The sequence below is a fragment of the Serratia sp. JSRIV002 genome, from assembly GCF_019968725.1.
Taxonomy (GTDB): domain Bacteria; phylum Pseudomonadota; class Gammaproteobacteria; order Enterobacterales; family Enterobacteriaceae; genus Chania; species Chania fonticola_B.
Genome location: NZ_CP074143.1, coordinates 2660965 through 2683862 on the forward strand (window position 1 = coordinate 2660965; position 22898 = coordinate 2683862).

Consider the following 22898-nt stretch of genomic DNA (forward strand, 5'->3'; position numbering starts at 1 on the left):
ATCTGCAATGATTGACTTGCTTGATCATTTGGTAAATAAATGCTTTACTTCCACCGTAACTAATACGGAGGTCGTAATGACTGGTATCAACAACGCAATCCGCAAACACGGAAACGCAAATACGTTAGGCAAGGCATTAGGCGTAAGCCGAATGGCTGTTTGCCTGTGGAAAAAAAATGGTGTGCCTTCCGACAGGGTGCTTTCCATTTTCCAAGTAACAGGCGTAACTCCCCATGAGTTGCGTCCGGATCTTTATCCAAACCCAACCGATGGAATACCTGTCCAACCACAGGAAGACTGGCCGATTGTTGAGGGTTAACCATGTCATTTGCAAATGCTATCAGGGCGAGTGGCCAGCGCCTGAGTTCAGAAAATCAATCTTCCATGCGCCGCCGTGCCAGCGTCAAACCCGAGGCGGTGCGGCTGGCCGTCGAGGATTGGCAGAGCACGCTGCCGGGCCGGGCACAGGAAACTATCGCAAAGTTGATCACCGATGAATGGTTTCGACGTGACGGTAAATGCCTCCAATTGGGGAATTCTGACCGTAACAACAGACAGAACATTTTCCGCTGGTTGGACAACCCGCACCGTACTGAGAAGTACGCCGGTTACGTCCTGCAGCTGGCGCCGGTAATTGCCGACGTGATGCCGATAGAGATAGCCAGAAAATACGGATTGAAGCAGGGGAAAACCAAGCTTGAACTGGTGGCCGACGCCATCAAAGAATGCGCGGATGCCAAACAAGCGGCATTACTCGGCGCACCGTTGCGTGAGCTGGAGAAAGAAATCCGCGAGGGCATTGAATCGCTGGTAAGGCTGGCACCGCCGGATCGGTGGGCTGCAGTTATGGCCAGCGCTGCCGCAGTATTCAGCGGCTGTTTTTAACGATCGGAGCATAAACCAATGGCTAATTTTTCAAGAGAACAAGTTGAAGCGCAGATCCGCGATCAACTGGTAAGTAATGGATTTTCTGTTGAAGTCGCGCGTTCTGCCGCAGTCCACGGCGCCAATCATTACCTGGCATACCCAAATGCGACCATCGCTAGCAGCCTTGCGGTCGCAAAGACGTACGCAAAGCCGCTAAAGCGGGTGAAGGGCAAGCCAGACCGTCCGCATGTACCAGGGCGTCGCATGGGGCGTCGGTGAAAGCAGTGCAGCAGCATCAGCAAAAACAAAGGTAGTTCAGATGGCTAATTCATGGTTGCGGCTCTGGCACGACATGCCGAATGACCCCAAATGGCGAACTATAGCCAGATTGTCGGGGCAGCCTGTGGCACTAGTACAGGCGACATATTTGCACCTGTTAGTCAGCGCATCACAGAGTGTCACGCGAGGTCACGCAGATGTCACGCACGAAGATTTAGCAAGTGCGCTCGACGTGACCGAGCGTGACATTGGGCAGATTTTAGAAGCTATGCAAGGCAGAGTTTTGGACGGGAAAGATCTCACTGGTTGGAAGAAACGGCAGGTTAAACGTGAAGACTCTGGCAACCCTGAAACCGGCGCCAAGTCTGCCGCAGAACGTAAAAATGCTCAGCGTGAACGGCAGCGACTAGCCAAGGAGAAAGAAGCCCGTCACAACGCGTCACGCAATGTCACACCAGATAAAGATAAAGATAAAGATAAAGATCTAAAAGATAAAACCCCACACAACGCGCATGCGTGTGAGGGAGAGATTTTACCTGATGATCGACCGTTCCCCATGTTTCAAAACTGGCGACCGGCAATAACCCAATGGCCGGAAGTGCCACCGGATATTTTCGCCGCTGCTTTGGCTGACTTTGTCGTGTTCTGGCAAGCCGAACGTAGCGAACTGCAGCAATCGCAATGGGAGCAAAAATTTGAGCGTTCTCTCGCTCAGTTCTTGCAGCAAAACACCATCAAGCAATCACGAGGTTCAAATGCAAATGTACAAACCACCGACCCATTACAACAAGTCCGGGCCGCCCGGAATGCCGAACGTGCCAGATGTGGCTTGGAGCCTTTGGGAGACAATGGCGAAGATTTATTCCCAACGGTGGCTCCGGAAGAACGGCACCACACCCTCGACGGCCTGGGTCCAAATGATTTCAAAGCTCTCGAATAGCCAACTAAGTGCAGCAACAGCGCGCTGTATCGAGCGTTGCAACGCAGGTCACCATTGGCCGCCTGACCTTGCCGAGTTCGTGGCAATCGTCGGTGAGACAACGCCAAGCATTTTGGGCTTCAGTGCTGCTGACGTTGTGGATGAATACTGGCGATGGCGCAACGGGGCTTGGCGGTACAACAGTTCCGAGGATTTCAATTGGAAAAGCGACGTGTTGTACCACATTTGCATTGAAATGCGTCGCCAGGGTGTAGGCCGAAAACTTTCTGAGGTCGAGCTGAAAAACTTGGCTGTTCGCCAGTTGGAAAAATGGGCCAAGAAAGTTGAGCAGGGGTATTCAATTCCCCCCGTTCGCCGGGCTGAAATAAAAGGGCCACCGCCCCCAGGTTATTCCCAACAGGCCGATCCCGATGGCCGATACCGTCAGCGCGGGGATGAAATGTTGGCCAGGATACGTTCAAGCGTCAAAGACAAGAAATAAGCCGGAGCATAAACCAATGACCAAAAAAACCAGAATTACAACTAGGCAATTCGTCGATCTGATCTTGGGCAAGGAACTGAGTACCAGCGAAATATACGAGCTGGCACACCATGCTTATCCCGATGGTGACCTCACTCGCATGTCAATCCTCACTCGACTGAGGAATATGGTTCGATCTCCCCACGCTGAAATTGTTGTCAAAAGCCAGGGGAATAAGGCGCGTTACACACTGATCAGTGCCAGCGAAAGTTTTATTACGCGAGGGGAGGTAAATTATCGTTCTAATTCTCAAAACACCACCAGTGATAAAAGGCTCTGGCACTTCAACCCAGTTGAACTGCGGTTCTGCCATTTGCACAAAATGTTCGATCAGGCGCTGGCCGCTGTGCGGGGTAACGCATGATGGAAACGATCATTGATGCACTGAAAGCGATGGGTAAAGCCTCGTCCATCGAAATCGCTGCGCGGTTGGGTATGGAACGACAGGAAGTTATTGATCAGCTCTGGGAACTCAAAGAGGCCGAGGTGGTAAAGAAAGATGGCAATTGTTGGGAGCTGGTGACCGGAAATGCCTCAGGACATGTGGGGAAAACCGAAACTAAGCCAGTAAGCATCAAAGCTGAGGACCTGATCAATATCATCGCAGAAAAGGGACCAATGACGGCCGAGGAGCTCGCTGCCGTTGCGGGTGTTACGGCACGTCGCGTTGCATCTTCCCTGGCAATGGCCACCAGTCGCGGGAAGGTTGTGCGCAAGTCAGCCAGCGGTAAATTCCGTTACATGATGCCCGGCGCTGAAGTGACGCCTGCAAGGGCTGAACCTGAAAAAATTGCAGCACCGGCGCCCGCGGTTAAAACGGTGGATGTTCCAACGCTGAAAGCTGTTTTCCGCGCAGCGCCAGTTGCACCCCGAACGCCAGCAGTTGAATCAAATACCGAGACGCTGGTTATTCCAACGATCACCCATCTGCGCGAACGCATTAAGCAACAGAAAGCCGGTGCACGGCGTGATGAGCAATTACTCAAACACCTGAACCGGGTTCATCGTTTGTTGGAGGTAACCAATGGCTGAGTTTTGGGAACTGATAAAAGAACCTGGCGGCGCTATTTGGGCTATCACAGCCATCGTTATCGCATGGGTCTTATGCATCATTTTTGATTGCTTTGAAGGCGACGATATCCAGACAAAGGATCAAGGTCATGACTAATTCACCAACACGTTTTGAACCTGATGTCGGCTTCGTTACTGGCTCGCCAGAAATGTACGTAAATACGGCTGGTAGCTACATAAAGTTTGAAGATTACGAGCAGCTCAAGCGGCAACTTGATGCTGTTGTTGCAATAAACGCAAATCACGTTCAAACGCTGGCAGGCATCAGAAAAATGGACCCGGCGACCGAAGGCGAACGTATGCAGCAATGGGCCAGCGATGCACTATCAGGTTACACCGATCCTGTAGAGGCGACGGTAAAGAGCCTCATGGACGATAACCTGGCACTAACTGCAGAGAATGCGGCGACGAAAGCCATCATCGACTCCGTTACTAACTTGGATAACGAGCCCCAGTATCACCCTGAAAGTATGGGGTGTGGCTTAGAAGACCGCGGTATCACTGATCGCTACGATGCCATGCAATACGGCTGGGAGCAGGCAATGGAACGTATCTACGGCGAGGTAATCCCGTGTGCTGAGGAATTGAGCTTTCCCGCCACCTATGCCGCACTGACCCGCATCGAGGCTATAGGCGTTGAGAAGCTCGCCGATGCCTGGGACGCCGAAACAGCAAAAATCATGGAAGGGCCATTCTTCTACGGCCAAATAGAGCGGAGAGAGGCGTTTTCAAAATATGTTCGCGGGTATCTGGTCGAGCTGAGGGAGGGCCGGATATGAGCAAGCGCCGTTATGACAATCGCAAAGCCCGCATTGAAAAGAAATTCAGCACAGAGGCAATGCGTCTGCTGATAGCTCTCATGCCTCGCCAATACCCCGCTGACGCTTTCGAATTGGAGTGGGGCTATAGCAATGACGAATGGACAGTGACCACCGTGGATTATTGGGGTGAGGCTGATAGCTACGATGCGTTTTACTTGCTGCATCGTTCACTGATAGACCAAACCACAGATTGGGCAGGGATGGGGAATGCACTTGATGCGGCGGGTTGGGTGGGCGATGAAAGAGAGAAAGTTGATGAATCTCCATTCTACTCACCGTGGCGGCTGGGCGGGGAAATAACCCGCTCTGTCATCATTCGGCATTGTCGACAGTTGGTAAAAGCTGGCGTGTCTTGGGAGTACAGGTGATGAGCGAACTCAATTTTGACCCATCCGACCCGGACAAAATGAAGCTTCCTGTGGGCAAAACTTGTGGGGACTGTGCGCACATACGCCGTTGCAAAGCGATTTTCGGCCACGTCGAAACGGACACGTATTGCGATTGGTCGCCATCGCACGCGGTATTCAGCGAGGCCTATCATGAAGAGTGAGATCAAAAAATGGATGTTACGAAATCCCTGGAAAATGATATGCATCGCCAGCGGCACGTTTTGGATATTGCTGATCACAATGGTGGCGGTGCTATGGACGAAATAATTCTGAAAAACGCCATTAATCGGATCATCGAACTTGAAACCATGCTGCTGATCCCGGTTGAAAATACAGTTTGGCCTAAAGAGGTCGAGATGGTGATCACCCAAATCGACAGCGCGGAAAACTTGCCGGAGTGCCATCAAAAACGGCTACGGCACCATATCAATCGCATGTGGTTAGAAGGGATCCCTATGCCCACTGTTACTTCCGTTGCCAAAGTGCTGGCCGATACCTTGGGGCAATACCAATGAGAGAAATTATTGTTGATAACTTTGCCGGTGGTGGTGGTGCGTCAACGGGTATCGAGTTGGCCACCGGCCGCAGCGTTGATATTGCGATTAATCACGACCCGCATGCGATCGCTATGCATGAAACCAATCATCCGGACACGTTGCATTACTGTGAATCCGTGTTCGATATCGATCCGGTGGTTGCCACAGCTGGCAAGCCTGTGTGCTTGGCGTGGTTTAGCCCCGACTGCAGGCATTTTTCGAAAGCGAAGGGCGGAGCACCGGTTAAAAAAGAAATCAGGGGGCTGGCCTGGATCAAAATCAGATGGATCTTGAAGGTTCGCCCGCGGGTTACCGCAATGGAGAACGTGGAGGAATTTAAAACGTGGGGGCCGCTCGTGACAGACCAGAACGGCAATGACTACCCATGCCCAGATCGTGTTGGGGAAACTTTTCTCGGGTTTATAGCAATGCTAACCACCGGCATTGATGCAGAACACCCTGCGTTAGCTGAGTGCTGCGAAATTTTGGGTATAGCTGAGGGCAGCGACGATCACCGTCGTCTGATAGCTGGACTGGGCTATGCGGTTGAGTACCGTGAGTTGAGAGCTTGTGACTATGGCGCTCCAACTATCCGTAAGCGCTTTTTCATGATGGCCCGCTGTGATGGTAATCCAATAGTTTGGCCCGAACCCACCCACGGGGATCCGAAATCTAAAGAGGTTAAGAGCGGAAAACTCAAACCCTGGCGTACGGCTGCCGAAATTATCGATTGGTCACTTCCAACCAAAAGCATTTTTGGCAGAAAGAAGGATCTGGCAGATAACACTCTGCGCCGCATCGTTAAAGGCTTGCAACGGTTCGTTATAAATAATCCAGATCCCTACATTGTTCAAATTGGGCAAACCGGTTTTGGTGGTGATGGGCGGCAGTACGCAGCAGGGCAACCGCTGACCACGATCACAAGCAAAGCAGAACACCTTTTGATCGAGCCGTATGTCGTGAAAAGCAATCACACATCGAACAAAACCAAATACCATTGCTTCCGGGGGCAATCTGGCAGGCTTCCGCTGCAGACGATAACGCAAACCCACGGCTTTGGGGTTGCCGCCCCGGTGGTAGTACGCCAGTTCGGAAACAGTACCGGCCAACCGGTTGATACTCCGGTGGGAACGGTCATGCCTGGTGGTGGCGGGAAAACCCAAATAGCTGCGGCTGTTCTTGTCGGTACCGGTGGCAACGAAGGGCAAATGCAGCCTAAGCCAGTTAGAAAACCATACCAGACGATCACCAGAGTTTCGCGCATGAACATGGTCAGTGCTGTTCTCGTTGGTGCTGGCGGACCGAAATACTCGGGCAAACCGAGAGCTGTTGACGTACCGACGATCACCATCCCAGCAACTGCACATACCGCGCTGGCATCTGTTCATTTAATGGTTAACACCACAGGGCATCCGGGCGGAAAAGCTGACGAACCACTGCGTACAGTAACCACTGGTGGGCACCATGCTTTAGTCGCTACCAACATAGTGAAGCACTACGGCGGCAACTATACCGGCGCAGGCCTGGGTGTGGATGAACCATTGCATACGATTACCCAAGTTGACCACCACGGGCTTTGTACATCGCATTTGGTACACCTGCGCGGCACGTGCAAAGACGGCAGGCAAATTACAGATCCGGTACCGACGATAACCGCCAGTGGCCAGCATAACGGGCACGTCCAAGCTTTCCTGACCAAATACTATGGCACAGCGACAGCTGTCGACGTTGCGGCACCAGTGCATTCGGTCACCACAAAAGACCGTATGGCGATCAATGAAGCGCACTGCGGCCAGGAACCACTGACGGATGAACAGCGTTATGGGGCGTGGTGGTGCGCCCGGTTACTGGAGAAATTCAGCGACGAGCCAGACGAAAGCCACTTATTTCCCGCAGAACGCCCCAACTACATACGCGTCGGCGATTACATCATCGTTGATATCTGCATGCGGATGCTGGCGCCGAGAGAATTGTATCGAGCGCAGGGGTTCCCTGACTGGTACATCATCGAACGCGATTATCGTGGGAAAAAATACTCGAAAGAGGCGCAAGTGGCCAGGTGCGGCAACGCGGTGCCGCCGCCTTTCGCCGAAGCGCTGGTTCGGGCCAACTTACCGGAAATGTGTATTGCCATAGAGGAGCAGGCAGCATGATCGAACATCAACAGCAACCAACCTTCAACACATGCATGTCAGCTTGCATTGCAATGGTCGCGTCACGGCCGGTGGATGAAGTTGTCGAGCTTTGGCATGAAAAATTCCATGCAAAAACAGACTGGCTTGACGATGCATTGGATCACTACGGCATACCTTATTTTTACGGGCATCCTAAGCAAGGAACACTTCGCAATGGATTCGTTTATTTTCTCTCTGTCGCATCCCTGAATATTGTTGGCGGCTTACATCAGGTTATCGCCATCTTGGTTGAAGGGGATAAACCCGTTTTTCTCGATCCTGTAATGGGCAGGCCGGGGAGCAAATATTACGTTTTCGGTGAGCCCAAAACAGACAGTGAGGCATCAATCATTTCATGGACTGTCGATCTGGCAGTTCCTTTAGCCAGGGAGCAAAAAGCATGAGTGATAAATTGACGGATTGCGCAATAGAGGCAATCGGGCGACTTGAAAGCCTAGCTGATAACGATATTGACTCTGACTATTTCGCTGTTGTCAGTAATAGCGAAAACGGCCAGGAGGTCACGGAAGAGTATGTGATTACCAACGTGGCCGCTGAAACGGCGGTACTCATTAAGAAGCTGTTGGCAGCGCTAAAGCTGGAGCAAGAGCAATCAGCATACTACGAGCGGCACATGTGGGATTTCCACGGCTTGGCCGAATCTGAAAGCAAACGTGCCGATGCAGCAGAACAGCGACAACAGAAACCTATCACGTTGCCGGATCGTTATTCCGTCGATTGCGGCGTGGTTTGTGACCCCTGCGGGGAGTGGTTATCACTTGATGACGTGGTCAAGGTTCTTGTCGATGCAAGGGTAGAAGTGCGTTCCCCATGCCCACGTTGCAATCGGCTGCTTGATTTAACGAGTAGACCAGACGGCGCACATTATTGTCACCATAAGGGGGAGTAATGATTAGCGCAATAAAACCAGATGGCCCATTCGTTTTAATGACGTTCGAGGGTGATGATATTCTTTATGATGAACGCGGTATCGTGATGATGAACGGAAAACCGAAATGGGTTGGCGTTGGACGTCTGTATTTTGAGTGCGACCTTGGCGAATACAAAGCTAAATACTGGACGAAAGATATCAAAAATGCTCATACGTTCAGCACAATAGATGAGGCGACGACGCAGCTTTGCAAGATGAAGAATCCGCACTTAATCAAAGTACGCAAGTTATCGCCAGGAGCTAAGGTCAAGGGGGAATAATGCAAAGAGAAAACCGCTATATCGTCATTAAAGAGGCTGACGCAAAAAATATCCTTGGCCCTCTTAACTACAAGCTCCTGCATACGATTGCTGACAGCATAGAGCGCGGCCGATCAATTAAGGGAAAAGCGCCGTTGGAATGCGTAGTTGTTGAGTCAGATTGGCCGGAATATGAGCCTCTTTGGAAAGCGATAGAAGCCCGTGTTGATGGGGTGAAAGGCATACGTCAGCAACACGCTGAATGGTCGAATGCCACGTTCGGGAATGTTGGGCCTGTCGGTCCGTTAAAGCACCTTGCGAAAGAGGCATGCGAAGCAGCTGCTGCGCCTGACGATCTCTTAGATTGGGCTGATATGCAATTCTTGCTGTGGGATGCCCAACGCCGTGCCGGTATCACAGATGAGCAGATGATTGAAGCGATGGAGAGAAAGCTGCCAATCCTTAAAGCACGGAAGTGGCCGGAGCCGAAAGACTGCGAACCTCGATTTCATATCAAGATCGAGAGTTAGTGATGCTATGGGAGAAGTAATGTTCAAGGACTGCATCAGTCGAAAGTCAAGATAAAAAAAAGGGGGGCAACCCCCTTTTCATTACTCATACTCATCAATTTCAGCGCGAAGTTTTTTCAATAGTGGGCTTATTAGTGCCCGGCGCAGGTCACTCCCGAGCGCAGTTAGCATTAAATCAGCGTCAGCCACAGATAACCTCTGATTGCTTCGGTCATTGAGTAACCGCTTTACACGCTCATAATCTATACCTGTAGCTCCGGCCAACCATTTTCTACTATACTTCTGTTTTATAAGTAATTTCCTGATGGTGTTCTTAAGTTCCAGCTCAATCTCTTGCATAATATAACCATTAATTATCAATGGTCTGCATTATCCATGTTATTTGCGGCTACTTTCCCGCAGGGTCACTCAATGACCCACCACTTTTAGTGGTATTGATAATAATAGTTGACTGGTGCAAATTAATCTAAAGCCGCAACATATCCACACAAAATAAAGCGGTTAAGATTAAAATTTTTTTCACCAGGGATTTTAATGTATTGCCGCCGCATAGGAATGCACAGTCAATACTCCATTAATATTTCTGGGTGATTTGTATGTTAAAAAAATTGGAAGTTGCATTTTTTCTAATCTCCCATAATTTAGGGAGATGTAACCCGTGAATGGTCATTTTTTATATGAACTTCCAGTTGAGCTACCATTTTTAGGGCGATCAATTATTTATACGGAAGAGGGGAAGATAAAGGCAGTAATGCCACTTCAACCTGATCAGGTTGTCGTTGATATGGATATGATGGTAATGATACTGAGGATGGCTGGTTACATCGTCAAACGAAAGTAATGTATAATAGCCCATCAGCCTGAACAGCTGATCACCTGCTGCGCTACTGGAGAGCAACCAATGGCGCAGTTACTACAGTTAGTAAAATCCGCACCAACTATCCTGACCCCGGCAACGATCGAGGCCAGCGATTTTTTGCAACGTGTAAAGCTTGGAGAATGGATCCAGGCCGAGTTCCGTCGTGTCCGTAACTATCAATTTCACAAGCGTTTTTTCAAACTCCTGCAGTTTGGATTTGATTACTGGACACCAACCGGCGGCACATTGACGCTGCCCGAACGGCAACTCATTGATGGGTTTGTCGAATATCTCATTGATATGTCCGGCCAGCATGGAGCAATCATCAGCTCAGTTGCTGATGACTACCTGTTTAATGTAGGAAAGTTGCGCGCCAAAGAAATTGCGGTGATCAAGTCCTTTGAGCCCTACCGAGCATGGGCCACGGTTGAAGCTGGCTATTACGATGAGGTGATCCTGCCCAATGGACTACGCCAACGGGTACCTAAATCGATCTCGTTTTCCAAAATGGATGAAGACACATTCCAAGGCCTGTATAAGTCCGTTTTCAACGTTCTATGGAATTTCATCCTGTCACGGAGTTTCCGCAGTAGGCAAGAAGCTGAGAACGTGGCTTTGCAGTTGCTGGAGTTCGAATAATGGCCAATCTTAAAAAGGAGGCCAAAGGACGTGACTGCCAGATCCGCATTCCTGGCGTCTGTAATTTTAATCCTTACACCACCGTGCTTGCACATTACCGCATGGCCGGAAGCTGCGGCACCGGCATAAAACCCGATGATGCGCAGGGTGCCTGGGCCTGTAGCAACTGTCACGATGCGATCGATGGCCGCATTAAAACCGAATATGACCGTGAAACCCTGCGCCTGTACCACGCCGAGGGCGTATTTCGCACGCAAGCAATTCTGAGAAAGGAAGGAAAATTATGAATCTCGAGTCGGTAGTAAAATATTTCTCACCGAAATCTCCAATGCTGGGGTACTCGGTTCCTGCGACGGCTTCGGATTCTTTGACGATCAGTGACGTAATGGGGGCTTTGGGAATGTGTCAGGCTCAGGCGGAATTGGGCTTGTCGGCGTTCTTGGGTAAGGTGGGCATTAGTGATGCTGACAAGGTTAAGGCGGTAGTGTTGCTTGCCAAGCACAGTATGGCGCGCTCTGACAGCGTTGCAGCAATTCGCAAACTCCCGGGCGAAACCAAAGCCCGAGTGATCCTTACCCTGGCGGCATTCGCATTCTTGGATTTCTCCCGGAGCGCTGCCAGCGAGGTACCATGCGACGCATGTGATAGTGGCTTTATCGAAGAGCGGAAATTTGTCATGAACAAGCTGGCGAAGGCCCACGACACTGTCGACAGCTTTGCGCGAGGAGATTTGCCAGCGTCGATTACGCAGTTGGAAGGTCGGGAAATGCGGGTGAAGCATACTTTCTATGAAACCACGCGCAAGGTGTGCCCAAAATGCAACGGCAGAACAGTGATAAAATCCGGCTGCAATGACTGCCGCGGTCGTGGTGTAGCCATCGACAAAGATGAGTCAGAGCGCCAAGGCGTACCGGTGAAGAAACCCTGCAAACGCTGCTCAGGGCGCGGCTATGAAAGAATCCCTTCGACTCAGGCTTATAGGGCGATCGCTTGTATCACTGAAAGTATTTCGTTAGATACATGGAAAAAATCGGTGAAGCCATTTTATGACGAGATGATCACCCAGTTGGATATTGAAGAGGAGAGAGCCAATATGGCGTTAAGGGCAACGACAGGTTGACAAAATAGTGAGTGATTTTATTGCGGGCTATTTACATTTCCCGAAAGTGTGGTAATTTCTCTCTAACGATGGGTTTTTTCTGCCTGACGTTGAGAAACCCGCCCTGTGTGGGTTTTTGCATTTATGGAGACAGCCAATATCGAACAACTCACATTTAGACCCGCCAGCGAAAGACCAACCGAGGACCTTGACGGGGAGAACGTGTTAATTCTCAACCCCTGTGATGGCTGGCATGAGGGGCATATTCGGGCTTGGGAGGAAGACGCTGAGGTTTATCACGTCGGTATTTACACTTTCATGATGGATGAAATGGTCCCGCATGATTTCTACGTCGCCTTGGCCTTACTACCAGACAGCATTGTGTTGAGCGAGAAATTCGAAGCGGAGAAACACCGAAGATTGTAAAGATTTTTTGATGGGTCTTGTGTGATTATCCTGACTGCATTAGTATCCTGGCCTCGGCCCTTTAGCTCAGTTGGTTAGAGCAGTCGGCTCATAACTGATTGGTCGCTGGTTCAAGTCCAGCAAGGGCCACCAAAGCGGTCATCGTATAATGGCTATTACCTCAGCCTTCCAAGCTGATGACGCGGGTTCGACTCCCGCTGACCGCTCCAGAACAATCGAATGAGCACTTGCTGGCTTGTAAAAGGAATGATGTCGGGTCATCTTAGCGGTGAGTGCTCAACCGCTTATTCTGGCGCAACAGAGGGGCGCATTTATGTTTTGACACGCACAGTCGATCCCTTTGTCGGGTTTGTGAATGTGCCCCTCGATGTGAAGTGACAGCCGGGAAAGACTGGCACCCATTCAAGCCCTGGCCTAACCGCTGGGGCTTTTTGCTAATTGAACCAAACCATATTGAAAAACAAAAATGCTGACAAAATCGCCAGAGTGGAAACTAAAAGTAGTAATGGGAGCCATTCACGCATGATTTTTCCTAGTGCTATCTATCACATTGTTAAAGATAAAAAAATGCCCTAAGCAACTAGGGTTGTTCAGGGCTAGGCGTTCAGAAAGGCATGTTGTTATTGTTGGTTGGCATGCCACCAACTTCAGGATGGGCATCTATAATTACACTGCTGCCGATTTGAATGCAAAAAAACACCACCCTCCGTCTAGGGTGGTGGGCGTCAATATGACCAACACTAGGGAATCGGCACCACGTCAGATGGAGTATCTGTTTCATCATGGCAGTGGTAAGTATAATTAATGATTTCATAAATAAAAGCAATATATTACGCATGGTTAAATAGGTAAAAATCAACAAAACATAGGGCTGCGCTAATGCGTGGCCTTTTCTTTGACCGGATCACTGCTTGAGGAAATGCACATGCAGAACGAACCGTATTTCTACAATCTTGGCGTGACGCCGGAACAGCTTGAAGATTGGCTCGGTCAGCAAAAATTGCACCTGAGCCATTACAATCGTTTGATTTCAGAAAGAGCCGCCTTGATCAAGCGACTCACGGAAGTGGACAACGATTGAGGGCAATACGCACCTACATTGAAGCCAGAAAAGTTGAGTTTTCCTTGGGAGCCCAATCCTCTTCTGGAAGCTCTTCAAAAATAAAGGCTGCTTCTGGAAGGTTAGCTGCATTGAGTAAATGCTTTGCTTCTTCTGGCACTCTACTGAGCCTCAACTCATCCTGGATCACAAACAAGCAGTCTTCAAGGGAAAGTGATCTTATATCAGCGAGTTTCCATTTTGTTTTTGTGAGAATAAGGTGATGTAGAGCATCCTTGCCATCTAGAGGTTGAAATATCGTTGCGTACTGCAGGCGGTGTTTGTAGAGGATCATCTCTAATACGAACAGTTGCGCAGTTCGGTTTCTGGCTCGATTGCCCTCAAGGTTACCATTGTTAAAATCTAAAAGGCTAACGCCATGGTTATGACAAACCCTTGATTTGATGGCATGCCATAAATTGTGAATCGAGCTCATTAAGTTTCCCTTTTAGTTGATTTAAGCACTACCAAGATACCACCACTGCCTGAGATAAAAAATAACCAGGCTCGCAAGGCTCACTCAGGTGGGCTTTTTTTATTTCTTACGCCGGAGCACTGGTAATGGACAATCACAACCTGCCGCCGGGCTTTATCGAGGCGTTTCTTATGTGGATAAAACTTAACGCCCCTGCGGTATACGGCTCTTTTGCCGCGTTCGGCATGGCGACGCTATTAACGCTGCGCGATGGTAAATCGTGGCTTGACGCGCTTTATGCTGGCCTTATCTGTTTGTTAATAACGCTAGGCGTTATCAATTCCCTCGAGCTGTTTGGTATGAGTCAGGATAACGCACTGATCGTCGGTGTGGTCATTGGTGGCATGGGGGTAGAGAGATGCATCTCTATCCTCCGCATATTTGCCAGCATGAAGACCAATACACCGCTGGATGAAAAGGACAGGAAAAATGACCAGTAACTCTAAATTGTCAGAGCATTTCAGCAGTAACGAATTTGCATGCCGTTGCGGCTGCGGTGCGAACCAGGTATCGGCAGAACTGATCAAGGTTCTGGAAGACGCCCGCACACACTTTGCTGTGCCCATCACCATCGTCAGTGGTCGTCGTTGCCCGGCACATAATGCAAAAGTTGGCGGGGCAAAGTCCAGCCAGCATCTGTTGGGTACCGCCGCCGACATTCAGGTAAAAGGCATTCAGCCAGCCGCAGTGGCCGCGTATTTTGAAGGTAAGTATCCGGGCCGCTACGGTGTGGGGCGCTATGCCACGTTTACCCATATTGACGTTCGCACCAGCCCGTCACGTTGGAAGCAATGATGGATAAGTTCGGAACGATAGGTGTGTTGCTGTTGGCTATCTGTCTGGGCTGGTATGCATCCTTGTTATCAGACGATTTGGAAGCAGCTGAAAAGGACAACAAAGCGCTGGTAGCCATGGTGGAAGGTCGCGATGAAACGATCAGGGCGCTAAAAGGTGCCGCTGACGCTGACCGGCGCGCTAACGAGGAACAACTTAAGACTGAGCGGCAGAAGAGGGCCAAGGCCGATGCTGAAAACAGAACGTTACGCGAGGCTCTGGAACATAGCGACTTTGGCAATCAGCCTTTGCCTGATGATGTTATCGACATCTTGCGGGGTAAGGATGCCACCCGCACCAGCCCCTAAGCTGATCTACGTGTACCCGCCAGAAGTGCTATTACAACAATGCGAACAGACACCGTTCACCGGCTCGACGTTTGGTGATGCTGTCATAGCGTTGCAAGTGAGCCAAACTCAGCTTGATGTGTGCTCATCAAGGATTAGGGGATTGATTAAGTGGCACCGGAGTAGTGTAGGCAGTAGTGGATAGTTTTTTATGACTCTTTAAATGAGTTGTATCTTTCTTCTATTTGGAGGAGATTAAGAATTCGATACTAAAGAGAGGCATTCGACATGATTTACGACTTTGACAGTCATTACATATCAGATCACAAAGACGGGCGATTTGTTCGTTATGATGTCATTAAAAAACATGATGATGCATACTTAGTTAAAGTGTTTGATGAACAGCAAAAAGGAATAGCTGAGCCTAAGGTTATTATCCAGGTCGATGAGTTTGAATTAAATAGAAGTACATATATGCATGAGTATGGAGTTGGGGATATGAGGTCTGTAAAAGTAAATATGCCACCAACATTTGATGGTTATTTGCGTATCAAATGCCAAGATCATAGAAATAAATTGGATTAATAAGGTTGCCATTAGCTATTTTCATGTAACCAATAGCCTCGGCATAGTCCGGGGTTTTTATTTTCAGGTTGTTAATGAGCTAATTGTAGGTTGAGCATGTTATGCAGCAACTGAACATCGCGGTTAATTTAAATAATATATTTGCTTATAAATTCTAGGGCGTTTTTTTCTGATCTGTAAATAAAATAGAGTGCTCTATGTGCTCATTACAATTTTGTACGGGTTTGATAATGACATTCCAGTAACACGAGTCCGGTACGGCTATGTTAGCTGGAAATTCTGAATAATATCCCCCATAAAAGAAAACTGCCGTGCCCATGAGATATTTTCCATATTGGTCATCAGACATCAACATAATGATTGAAGGGTGTGAACAATGTACGACTACAACACTACCCGCTGCAAGGTATGAACGATCATGACGGGATGAATTATTTAATAGCATCTTAAGTTAACTCGATATTTTACGTTTTGGAAGTAAAAAAAGCCCCTCCTGATAAGGGGCAAGTGTTACATAGGGATATGAAGTACTAGTGGGAAAACAGCGCAAACTTATAACTCGGATTGAGTATATGGATTTAGCTTTGCATGTAAATAAAAATATTTGTGTAAAAATGAACAATAATGGTGAATTTAAATTGATTATTTGTATTAAAAAGCGTCTGCTCGGGCACTGATTAAGGCACGAAAAATCTCCGGTAGCTCCTGCCTGGTCACCCTGACCGTTATCTGCTGGTGGTTTTTATTTTGTTCTGAATTTTTGCGTTGGCCACAAAGAAAATTAGCACAAACGATCTGTATTCGTAGATGGTTGTTGGCGGATTTCCCGAGTGGGTAATCCAGAAGTCAGCAGAAAATTCTAAAGGAAGGTGGGCGGCCACCGGTAGTTAGAGCTACCGGCGGCCATTCATACCCACAAGATCGTCATGATGAGTACGAACCAAGACCCACTTGCTCTCGAGAGCAGGGTCATCTTATTGGATCCTCTGAAATGACCACAGTAAAAAATCAGCAAAAACTTGCAATCGTTTATAAATCACTCAATTCGATGATGGCTTATGCGAGAAACGCGAGAACTCACTCGACGGAGCAGGTAGAAAAAATAATCGGGAGCATTAAAAAGTACGGATGGACTAATCCGATCTTGATCGATGAGTATGGGGAGGTGATCGCCGGCCACGGTAGATTACTGGCTGCGGAAAAAATCGGTTTTGACCAGGTACCCACGATCACGCTATTTGGCCTGACGGATGCAGAGAAAAAAGCTTACCGCCTGGCGGATAACAAATTACCTCTTGATGCCGGTTGGGATATCGACCTGCTGACTATGGAATTGAGTGATCTGCTGACGGAAGGATTCGACCTTACCCTGACCGGATTCAGCGCAGAAGAGATCGACAACATGCTGAACGTCGATTTCTCACCGGGTGATGAAAGCGACCAAGGAAAGCTCGACCAACTGGAAGAAAAGCTGTGTCCACACTGCGGGGGTGTCTTATGACTGCTCTCATCGTGGATTGGGCAACCCACAAAGCAGCTGCACATGCTTGCCTGAATTGGCATTACGCAAAAGCTGTACCGGTCGGAAAGTTGGTAAAGGTCGGCGCATGGGAAGATGGCCAGTTTATTGGTGTGGTGATATTTAGCCGCGGCGCCAACAATCACATCGGCCAACCCTACAGCCTGAAGCAAGACCAAGTATGCGAATTGACACGCGTAGCCCTGAGGGAACACCAATCGCCAGTAAGCCAGATTTTGGCAAAGGCGATTAAATTCCTGGCTGCGGTTTGTCCGGGCCTGCGGCTGATCGTCTCCTACGCGGACAAAGACCAAAATCACCACGGTGGCATCTACCAGGCGACCAACTGGATTTATGAAGGTCTGGTCGGTGCAGGAACGCTGGGTGCATTCATCGTCAAAGGTAAAAAAGTCCATCCGCGCAGCGTGGCGGCAAAGGGCGTGAAACAGAGTATTGATGCCGTTCGTCAGCACCTGGATCACAACGCGCAAGAATTTAAGACGTCAGGGAAACACAAATACCTGATGCCCCTCGACAAGAAAATGAAAAAAATCCTCATCGTTCGCCATAAGCCATATCCCAAGAGGGTGTAGCTATGGATAAGCCGACGCTCGACAAAATCGAGGCATTGGCCGGGCGTGGATTGTCGGAGCAGCAAATAGCCGACGCATTGGATATCGACATTGAAAAGACGCGGACAGACATGAAGGCGATCGCCACTTACCGGCAGGCAATACGCAGGGGGAAGGCCAAGGGGATTGCAGACTTGTCGAACGCACTTTACATCAAGGCCAAGAAAGGCGACACGCGAGCCATGATTTTCTTGTTGGAGCATTTAAAACCGAAGTGAGTAAGCCGCATGAGCAAATTGGATGGGGGCGAACTGAAACGTGATTATTGTGCTGGTCTGCTCTCAATTCAAGATGTGGCAAAAAAGCACGGTATAGCGAAAACCACGTTAATCGACATGGCGAAGAAGTACGGATGGGAACGTAAAAAAAAACCGTCCAAAACTCCGACCAAAAAAACCGACCAAAACAAAAATGGTCGGACGGTCGAACCAAAGGCTTCACGGTCGGAAAAGCGGATGAGGTCGGATCAAGAAAATAGCGACACGGATTTATCGATAGACCCTGATGATTATGGAATAACGCTGCAACAGGCATGGTTTGCCCACTGGTTCGTTATCACCAAAAGCAGAGTCGAAGCATACAGACGTGCTGGGTATCGATGCGAAGGAAAGAACGCTTACTTTGGTGCATCGCAGGTATACAGAAATATTAAGGTTGCCAAAGCAATTCGCGACCTTGAGGCAAAAGCTTCGAAACGGTATCAGGCTGATCTCGATGAACTGGTTGATCAACTGGTTTCCATCATCAATGCCGACCCAAGAGAGCTATCTCATTTCCGCCGAGTTAACTGTCGTCACTGTTGGGGAGAGAACTTTTTTTACCAATGGATCGATATTAATGAGTACGACACTGCTGATGCTAAGGCAACGGCAGAAAACAAACCTAAACCTCAATATGGCGGTGTGGGGTTTGTTGAGAACGCGGATCCTAACCCTGATTGCCCACGCTGCAACGGCGAGGGCGTTGGGGAAACTTTCTTTGCTGATGTGCGGGATCTTCAAGGCCATGCGCTTCAGTATTTTGCTGGGGTAAAGGAAAGCAAATTCGGCATTGAGATCCTTACAGAAGATAAAAAAGCGGCACGTGCGCAACTGCTGCAACTCCTGACATTCCGACGCACAGAGAAACTTCATCAACTGGAAATTGAAAGACGGCAGTTGGAGATTGATCAACTGCGTAAGGAACTGAATCAGGCCGGCAAACGCGAAGGCCTTGAGGGCGATTATCAACTACAGGCATTAACTCCTGATGAACCTACGCCGGACAATCCAATCCTTTGACGGTCCCGTACAGTTAACGCCAAAGCAGGCAAATATTTATGTTTGGGGCTGGCAACCAAAGGCTCGTTTTCGTGATGCAGTTTGTGGTCGTCGATTTGGTAAAACCTTTCTTGGCAAGGCAGAAATGCGCCGAGCAGCCCGATTGGCCGATCGTTGGAACGTCAGCGTTGAGGATGAAATCTGGTATTGCGCACCGACATTAAAGCAAGCCAAGCGCGTTTTCTGGCGCAGATTAAAGCAGGCTATACCGCCGCATTGGCGAGCATCAAAGCCAAACGAAACGGAATTATCGATCACTCTCAACAGCGGTCACATTATCCGCTGCGTGGGATTGAATAATTACGATGACCTGCGTGGTTCCGGCCTTTTTTTCGTGCTGATAGACGAATGGGCCGACTGTCCGTATGAAGCGTGGGAAGAAGTTATTCGCCCGATGCTCTCGACATGCAAATACACGGTTGATGGTGTGGAGTACGTGGGTGGGCATGCATTGCGTATTGGAACGCCGAAAGGGTTTAACCATTGTTACGACACGTATTGCGCAGGGCAGGATGGTAGAGAGCCGGATCATCGCAGTTGGCTTTATACGTCGGTTGACGGTGGCAACGTACCGCCAGAAGAAATCGAGACAGCTAGACGCACGATGGATCCCCGGACATTTCGCCAAGAGTATTTGGCATCGTTCGAGAATTACCAAGGCGTTGTTTATTACTGCTTTGACCGGAAGGAGAACCACACTGACGACACCATCCAGCCTGGTGATGAGTTGCATATAGGGATGGACTTCAACGTCGGAAAAATGGCGGCAGTGGTTTACGTAATGCGTGAGGGCTTGCCGCACGCCGTTGATGAGTTAATGAATAAATTTGATACGAGGGCAATGATTGAGGAAATAACGAAACATTTTCTCGGCCACAAAATCCTCATTTATCCAGATGCCTCCGGCAAAAATCGTGGTTCAAGTAATGCCAGTGAGTCCGATATATCGCTGCTAAAAGACGCTGGATTCACGGTTAAGGCCAAGGACTCAAACCCGGCAGTTAAAGATCGTGTTAACTCCGTGAATGCCATGCTGTGCAACACATATGGCGATCGTCGGATGAAAGTGAATACGAAAAAATGCCCTAAGTTTACTCAGTGCCTAGAGCGTCAGGTTTATGCGGATAGCGGTGAACCAGATAAAAAAGGTGGGTTTGACCACGGTAACGACGCTGGTGGCTATCCGATCTTCTATCTCTTCGCCCTGAAAATTAAAGAAGCATTCAGCACTAACATGGGATCCACTTTAGGATGAGTAAAAATAATGACATAACGTTTACTCGGCCAGAGTACGACGAGGCTTTACCTACGTGGAAGCGAAACCGGGACGTGTGTAGCGGCCCGGATGCAGTTAAAGCCGCAGGCCATGAGCATCTGCCAAAGTTAAACCCGCTGGATATATCCGAAGCCAATGAGCAGCGCAACGCCAGCTATCTGGCACGTGCGGTTTTCTATGCAATCGCTGCAAATACTAAGCAGGGATTACAGGGGATGGCATTTCGCCGGGATCCGACGCTTTCCCTTCCCGAAAGTAACAAATTGGAATACCTGAAAACGAATGCTGACGGAGCCGGGACCAGCATTTACCAGCAGTCGCAGCAAAGCCTTGAATCAGTCCTTGAGGTGGCCCGTGACGGGCTTTATGTCGATTACGCAGAGGAAGGGAAGCAAGCCATTATCTTGCGTTACCTGACCGAAAATATAATCAACTGGCGAACAAAGCGTATCAATGGACGCAACAAGTTAATCCTCGTGGTATTGCGTGAATGCGTTGAAGAAGAGGACGGTTACGGCTTCAAGGATGTGATCCAATATCGTGAACTGGCGATGGAGGGGGACAAGTTCATGGTGCGTGTATGGCGGCCTTCGGGTGATGGTAAGTCGCAAAAATATGTTGCGGGTGAACCTTATTATCCGAAGCCATTCGGAGCTGATCATTGGGACGAAATACCATTCATTTTCCTCGGCGCACAGGATAACAACCCGGATATAGACAAATCCCCGCTAGAGGCGCTGATCTCCATTAACCTGGGCCATTACCGCAACAGTGCAGACTATGAGGATAGCGTGCATTTTTGTGGCCAGATCCAGCCGTGGATTAGTGGTTTATCCGAAGACTGGCGCGACTGGCTGGAAAAAAACGGCGTTAAGTTTGGATCCCGAAACCCTATGCTGTTACCGGCTGATGGGGCGATGGGGATGGCGCAAGGCCAGCCAAACATGATTGCCAAAGAGGCGATGGACGACAAAAAAGCCTACATGATTGCACTCGGCGCTCGGCTTATTGAGCAAAATGGTGCAATCAAGACGGCAACGCAGGCAAGCGGCGAGCAGGCGTCCGGCACCTCCATTCTGGGCATCTGCTGCAGTAACGTTTCCGAGGCATATACCGTGGCGGTGATGTGGTGCGCACGTTATCTGGGTATCAACGAGTTTGATGCTATCAGTTATGCGGTAACCAAGGAGTTCCTGCCGAAAGGGGCAGACGCCAATGTCCTTAATGCCATTGTGGCAGCGTGGCAAAGCGGAGCTGTTCCGACGCTCGACATGATCCGCTCACTGCAAAAAATGGACATCATCGATCCAGCGGCAGACCCGGCGACTATTTTGGATGTCCTGAGCACTTCCGGGCCTAACTTTGTGGGTGGAGCCAATGGCGACGGTCAATCAGCGGCTTAGTGATGAGGCGGTGGCGCACACAATTTTTGTAAGCCGGTACTCGACCGGCACAGCAAAAAGAATGGTGACGGTATTAAACCAGGCTGACGCTGACTTATCCGCCCGGTTGATTGTTGCCCTGGAGGATTTGGATCCTACCAGTTTCACCGTTCGCCGCTTGGAAACGCTGCTTGGCGGCGTGCGCGATATCAACCAGCAGGCTCATCAGCAGCTCTATCATTCACTCAGTGACGAGTTGAGCGATTTTATAGGGCATGAGGTTGGCTACCAGTTGAGCCTATTCGATTCGCTGCTGCCTGGGGCGGTTAAGCAGCGCTGGCCACTCATGACGATCACACCCCAGCAAGCCTATGCAGCAGCTACCGCACTGCCATTTCAGGGCCGGTTGTTGAGTGAATGGGCCGGAAAGCTTGAAGGCGACCGTATGCAGCGTATCAGCAATGCGGTTAGCCAGGGCTATTTGCAGGGAGAAACGACAGACCAGATATACCGGCGCATACGTGGCACGAAGGCGCGGAATTATCAGGATGGCGTTTTGCAAACAGGCCGAGCCAACGCAACAAGCGTCATAAAGACTGCGGTCAATCACATGTCAGCAGTAGCCCGCACTGAATTTGCTCAGGCAAACGCCGACATAGTTGATTGCAAGCAGTGGCTAAGCACGTTGGACAACAAAACCACGCCTGCCTGCATTATTCGTGATCGCCTGCGGTACACGATGGAAAACAAACCTATCGGGCATAAGGTGCCTTATGGGGCAGGACCTGGCCGCATTCATTTTTGCTGCCGTTCTACCGAAACGTTGGTGGTCAAGTCATGGCAAGACCTAGGGATCGATGCCAATGACATGCTGGAAGGCACTCGGGCCAGTATGGATGGGCAAGTGCCGGCAGACACGAATTATCGCGATTGGCTCCAGAGACAATCCTATCAGCGGCAAGTGCAGGTATTGGGCGAGGCCCGCGCACGGCTGATGCGAGATGGTGGCATGAAGACTTCTGAATTCTTCACCGATAAAGGGGAGTGGCTCACACTCGCGCAACTGCGAGAGATTGACGGGCAGGCATTTAGCCAGGCCGGAATGTAAAAATTAGATTTTCAACGAGCCCGCCATAGCGCGGGTTTTTT

The 22898-nt window shown here is 49.6% G+C and carries 34 protein-coding genes, 2 tRNA genes and 2 pseudogenes; 35 read left to right on the top strand and 3 right to left on the bottom strand.

Annotation, left to right across the window (positions count from 1 at the left end):
* The first annotated feature begins 76 nt into the window (after positions 1 to 76).
* The 16 genes and pseudogenes from KGP26_RS12440 to KGP26_RS12515 form a co-directional block, all read left to right on the top strand.
* Positions 77 to 319: a YdaS family helix-turn-helix protein gene (locus KGP26_RS12440; protein ID WP_074032479.1), complete on the top strand. Its 243-nt coding sequence runs from the start codon at positions 77 to 79 to the stop codon at positions 317 to 319.
* Between the two features lie 2 nt (positions 320 to 321).
* Positions 322 to 885 carry a toxin YdaT family protein gene (locus tag KGP26_RS12445; protein WP_209527538.1) on the top strand — a complete coding sequence of 188 codons (564 nt, stop codon included), beginning with the start codon at positions 322 to 324 and terminating at the stop codon, positions 883 to 885.
* 301 nt (positions 886 to 1186) lie between these two features.
* Positions 1187 to 2086 (top strand): DnaT-like ssDNA-binding domain-containing protein, encoded by a 900-nt coding sequence (locus KGP26_RS12450; RefSeq protein ID WP_223499308.1) that lies wholly within the window; start codon positions 1187 to 1189, stop codon positions 2084 to 2086.
* A complete protein-coding gene (locus KGP26_RS12455; RefSeq protein WP_223499309.1) occupies positions 2064 to 2567 on the top strand; it encodes a replication protein P in 504 nt (167 codons plus the stop codon). The genes KGP26_RS12450 and KGP26_RS12455 overlap by 23 nt, the downstream gene beginning before the upstream one ends.
* 16 nt (positions 2568 to 2583) lie before the next feature.
* A complete protein-coding gene (locus tag KGP26_RS12460; RefSeq protein WP_223499310.1) occupies positions 2584 to 2970 on the top strand; it encodes a hypothetical protein in 387 nt (128 codons plus the stop codon).
* Positions 2967 to 3638, top strand: coding sequence for a DUF1627 domain-containing protein (locus KGP26_RS12465; RefSeq protein WP_223499311.1), 672 nt, complete (start codon positions 2967 to 2969; stop codon positions 3636 to 3638). The genes KGP26_RS12460 and KGP26_RS12465 overlap by 4 nt, the downstream gene beginning before the upstream one ends.
* The gene (locus KGP26_RS12470; RefSeq protein WP_223499312.1) at positions 3631 to 3774 is read left to right on the top strand and encodes a hypothetical protein; all 144 of its coding nucleotides are present in this window, start codon (positions 3631 to 3633) and stop codon (positions 3772 to 3774) included. The genes KGP26_RS12465 and KGP26_RS12470 overlap by 8 nt, the downstream gene beginning before the upstream one ends.
* Positions 3767 to 4456 (top strand): hypothetical protein, encoded by a 690-nt coding sequence (locus tag KGP26_RS12475; protein ID WP_223499313.1) that lies wholly within the window; start codon positions 3767 to 3769, stop codon positions 4454 to 4456. Before KGP26_RS12470 ends, KGP26_RS12475 begins: the two co-directional genes overlap by 8 nt.
* The gene (locus KGP26_RS12480; RefSeq protein ID WP_223499314.1) at positions 4453 to 4866 is read left to right on the top strand and encodes a hypothetical protein; all 414 of its coding nucleotides are present in this window, start codon (positions 4453 to 4455) and stop codon (positions 4864 to 4866) included. Before KGP26_RS12475 ends, KGP26_RS12480 begins: the two co-directional genes overlap by 4 nt.
* Complete coding sequence (locus tag KGP26_RS12485; RefSeq protein WP_223499315.1) at positions 4866 to 5048, top strand: hypothetical protein; 183 nt, start codon at positions 4866 to 4868, stop codon at positions 5046 to 5048. The genes KGP26_RS12480 and KGP26_RS12485 overlap by 1 nt, the downstream gene beginning before the upstream one ends.
* A gap of 9 nt (positions 5049 to 5057) precedes the next feature.
* Positions 5058 to 5402 (top strand): hypothetical protein, encoded by a 345-nt coding sequence (locus KGP26_RS12490; protein ID WP_371822139.1) that lies wholly within the window; start codon positions 5058 to 5060, stop codon positions 5400 to 5402.
* Complete coding sequence (locus tag KGP26_RS12495; RefSeq protein WP_223499316.1) at positions 5399 to 7576, top strand: DNA cytosine methyltransferase; 2178 nt, start codon at positions 5399 to 5401, stop codon at positions 7574 to 7576. Before KGP26_RS12490 ends, KGP26_RS12495 begins: the two co-directional genes overlap by 4 nt.
* Positions 7573 to 8001 (top strand): hypothetical protein, encoded by a 429-nt coding sequence (locus tag KGP26_RS12500; protein WP_223499317.1) that lies wholly within the window; start codon positions 7573 to 7575, stop codon positions 7999 to 8001. The genes KGP26_RS12495 and KGP26_RS12500 overlap by 4 nt, the downstream gene beginning before the upstream one ends.
* Entirely contained in the window at positions 7998 to 8507 is a 510-nt protein-coding gene (locus KGP26_RS12505; protein WP_223499318.1) for a hypothetical protein, read from the top strand. The genes KGP26_RS12500 and KGP26_RS12505 overlap by 4 nt, the downstream gene beginning before the upstream one ends.
* On the top strand, positions 8507 to 8809 hold the full coding sequence (locus KGP26_RS12510; RefSeq protein WP_223499319.1) for a hypothetical protein: 303 nt from the start codon (positions 8507 to 8509) through the stop codon (positions 8807 to 8809). The genes KGP26_RS12505 and KGP26_RS12510 overlap by 1 nt, the downstream gene beginning before the upstream one ends.
* A gap of 224 nt (positions 8810 to 9033) precedes the next feature.
* Positions 9034 to 9306 (top strand): annotated as a pseudogene (locus KGP26_RS12515) (dATP/dGTP pyrophosphohydrolase domain-containing protein); the annotation flags it as partial.
* Between the two features lie 93 nt (positions 9307 to 9399).
* Here the strand turns inward: KGP26_RS12515 and KGP26_RS12520 are convergent.
* A complete protein-coding gene (locus KGP26_RS12520; protein ID WP_074032435.1) occupies positions 9400 to 9657 on the bottom strand; it encodes a hypothetical protein in 258 nt (85 codons plus the stop codon).
* A gap of 319 nt (positions 9658 to 9976) precedes the next feature.
* On the opposite strand from KGP26_RS12520, the gene KGP26_RS12525 reads away from it, so the two are divergent.
* From KGP26_RS12525 to KGP26_RS12560, 8 genes are all read left to right on the top strand, one after another.
* Positions 9977 to 10159 carry a hypothetical protein gene (locus tag KGP26_RS12525; RefSeq protein WP_223499320.1) on the top strand — a complete coding sequence of 61 codons (183 nt, stop codon included), beginning with the start codon at positions 9977 to 9979 and terminating at the stop codon, positions 10157 to 10159.
* Positions 10160 to 10219: 60 nt separating this feature from the next.
* The gene (locus KGP26_RS12530) at positions 10220 to 10816 is read left to right on the top strand and encodes a DUF1367 family protein (protein WP_223499321.1); all 597 of its coding nucleotides are present in this window, start codon (positions 10220 to 10222) and stop codon (positions 10814 to 10816) included.
* Positions 10816 to 11103, top strand: coding sequence for a DUF1364 domain-containing protein (locus KGP26_RS12535; RefSeq protein ID WP_223499322.1), 288 nt, complete (start codon positions 10816 to 10818; stop codon positions 11101 to 11103). The genes KGP26_RS12530 and KGP26_RS12535 overlap by 1 nt, the downstream gene beginning before the upstream one ends.
* Entirely contained in the window at positions 11100 to 11936 is an 837-nt protein-coding gene (locus KGP26_RS12540) for an antitermination protein (protein WP_223499323.1), read from the top strand. The genes KGP26_RS12535 and KGP26_RS12540 overlap by 4 nt, the downstream gene beginning before the upstream one ends.
* 201 nt (positions 11937 to 12137) lie before the next feature.
* The gene (locus KGP26_RS12545; RefSeq protein ID WP_223499324.1) at positions 12138 to 12341 is read left to right on the top strand and encodes a hypothetical protein; all 204 of its coding nucleotides are present in this window, start codon (positions 12138 to 12140) and stop codon (positions 12339 to 12341) included.
* 55 nt (positions 12342 to 12396) lie between these two features.
* Positions 12397 to 12473, top strand: a tRNA-Ile gene (locus KGP26_RS12550).
* Positions 12474 to 12475: 2 nt separating this feature from the next.
* Positions 12476 to 12550: transfer RNA gene (locus KGP26_RS12555), tRNA-Gly, on the top strand.
* A 716-nt stretch (positions 12551 to 13266) separates the two neighbouring features.
* On the top strand, positions 13267 to 13422 hold the full coding sequence (locus KGP26_RS12560) for a hypothetical protein (RefSeq protein WP_223499325.1): 156 nt from the start codon (positions 13267 to 13269) through the stop codon (positions 13420 to 13422).
* Positions 13423 to 13435: 13 nt separating this feature from the next.
* Here the strand turns inward: KGP26_RS12560 and KGP26_RS12565 are convergent, their stop codons facing one another.
* A complete protein-coding gene (locus KGP26_RS12565; protein ID WP_223499326.1) occupies positions 13436 to 13876 on the bottom strand; it encodes a hypothetical protein in 441 nt (146 codons plus the stop codon).
* A gap of 125 nt (positions 13877 to 14001) precedes the next feature.
* On the opposite strand from KGP26_RS12565, the gene KGP26_RS12570 reads away from it, so the two are divergent.
* The 4 genes from KGP26_RS12570 to KGP26_RS12585 all read left to right on the top strand — a co-directional run bounded on the left by KGP26_RS12570 (position 14002) and on the right by KGP26_RS12585 (position 15621).
* Entirely contained in the window at positions 14002 to 14355 is a 354-nt protein-coding gene (locus KGP26_RS12570; RefSeq protein WP_223499327.1) for a phage holin family protein, read from the top strand.
* Positions 14345 to 14710: a D-Ala-D-Ala carboxypeptidase family metallohydrolase gene (locus tag KGP26_RS12575; protein ID WP_223499328.1), complete on the top strand. Its 366-nt coding sequence runs from the start codon at positions 14345 to 14347 to the stop codon at positions 14708 to 14710. The genes KGP26_RS12570 and KGP26_RS12575 overlap by 11 nt, the downstream gene beginning before the upstream one ends.
* Entirely contained in the window at positions 14707 to 15057 is a 351-nt protein-coding gene (locus KGP26_RS12580; protein ID WP_223499329.1) for a DUF2570 family protein, read from the top strand. The genes KGP26_RS12575 and KGP26_RS12580 overlap by 4 nt, the downstream gene beginning before the upstream one ends.
* A 267-nt stretch (positions 15058 to 15324) precedes the next feature.
* Complete coding sequence (locus tag KGP26_RS12585; protein ID WP_223499330.1) at positions 15325 to 15621, top strand: hypothetical protein; 297 nt, start codon at positions 15325 to 15327, stop codon at positions 15619 to 15621.
* A gap of 154 nt (positions 15622 to 15775) precedes the next feature.
* Here the strand turns inward: KGP26_RS12585 and KGP26_RS30405 are convergent, their stop codons facing one another.
* Positions 15776 to 16066 (bottom strand): DUF1883 domain-containing protein, encoded by a 291-nt coding sequence (locus tag KGP26_RS30405; protein WP_223499331.1) that lies wholly within the window; start codon positions 16064 to 16066, stop codon positions 15776 to 15778.
* A gap of 546 nt (positions 16067 to 16612) precedes the next feature.
* On the opposite strand from KGP26_RS30405, the pseudogene KGP26_RS12595 reads away from it, so the two are divergent.
* From KGP26_RS12595 to KGP26_RS12625, 7 genes and pseudogenes are all read left to right on the top strand, one after another.
* Positions 16613 to 17065 (top strand): annotated as a pseudogene (locus KGP26_RS12595) (ParB/Srx family N-terminal domain-containing protein); the annotation flags it as partial.
* A 53-nt stretch (positions 17066 to 17118) separates the two neighbouring features.
* Positions 17119 to 17733 carry a protein Mom gene (locus tag KGP26_RS12600; protein WP_223499333.1) on the top strand — a complete coding sequence of 205 codons (615 nt, stop codon included), beginning with the start codon at positions 17119 to 17121 and terminating at the stop codon, positions 17731 to 17733.
* 2 nt (positions 17734 to 17735) lie between these two features.
* On the top strand, positions 17736 to 17990 hold the full coding sequence (locus KGP26_RS12605) for a hypothetical protein (protein ID WP_179250216.1): 255 nt from the start codon (positions 17736 to 17738) through the stop codon (positions 17988 to 17990).
* 9 nt (positions 17991 to 17999) lie between these two features.
* On the top strand, positions 18000 to 19052 hold the full coding sequence (locus KGP26_RS12610) for a terminase small subunit (protein WP_223499334.1): 1053 nt from the start codon (positions 18000 to 18002) through the stop codon (positions 19050 to 19052).
* A complete protein-coding gene (locus tag KGP26_RS12615; RefSeq protein WP_223499335.1) occupies positions 19021 to 20346 on the top strand; it encodes a terminase large subunit domain-containing protein in 1326 nt (441 codons plus the stop codon). The genes KGP26_RS12610 and KGP26_RS12615 overlap by 32 nt, the downstream gene beginning before the upstream one ends.
* The gene (locus tag KGP26_RS12620; RefSeq protein ID WP_223499336.1) at positions 20343 to 21770 is read left to right on the top strand and encodes a DUF4055 domain-containing protein; all 1428 of its coding nucleotides are present in this window, start codon (positions 20343 to 20345) and stop codon (positions 21768 to 21770) included. The genes KGP26_RS12615 and KGP26_RS12620 overlap by 4 nt, the downstream gene beginning before the upstream one ends.
* On the top strand, positions 21745 to 22857 hold the full coding sequence (locus KGP26_RS12625; protein WP_223499337.1) for a hypothetical protein: 1113 nt from the start codon (positions 21745 to 21747) through the stop codon (positions 22855 to 22857). Before KGP26_RS12620 ends, KGP26_RS12625 begins: the two co-directional genes overlap by 26 nt.
* Positions 22858 to 22898 lie beyond the last annotated feature (41 nt).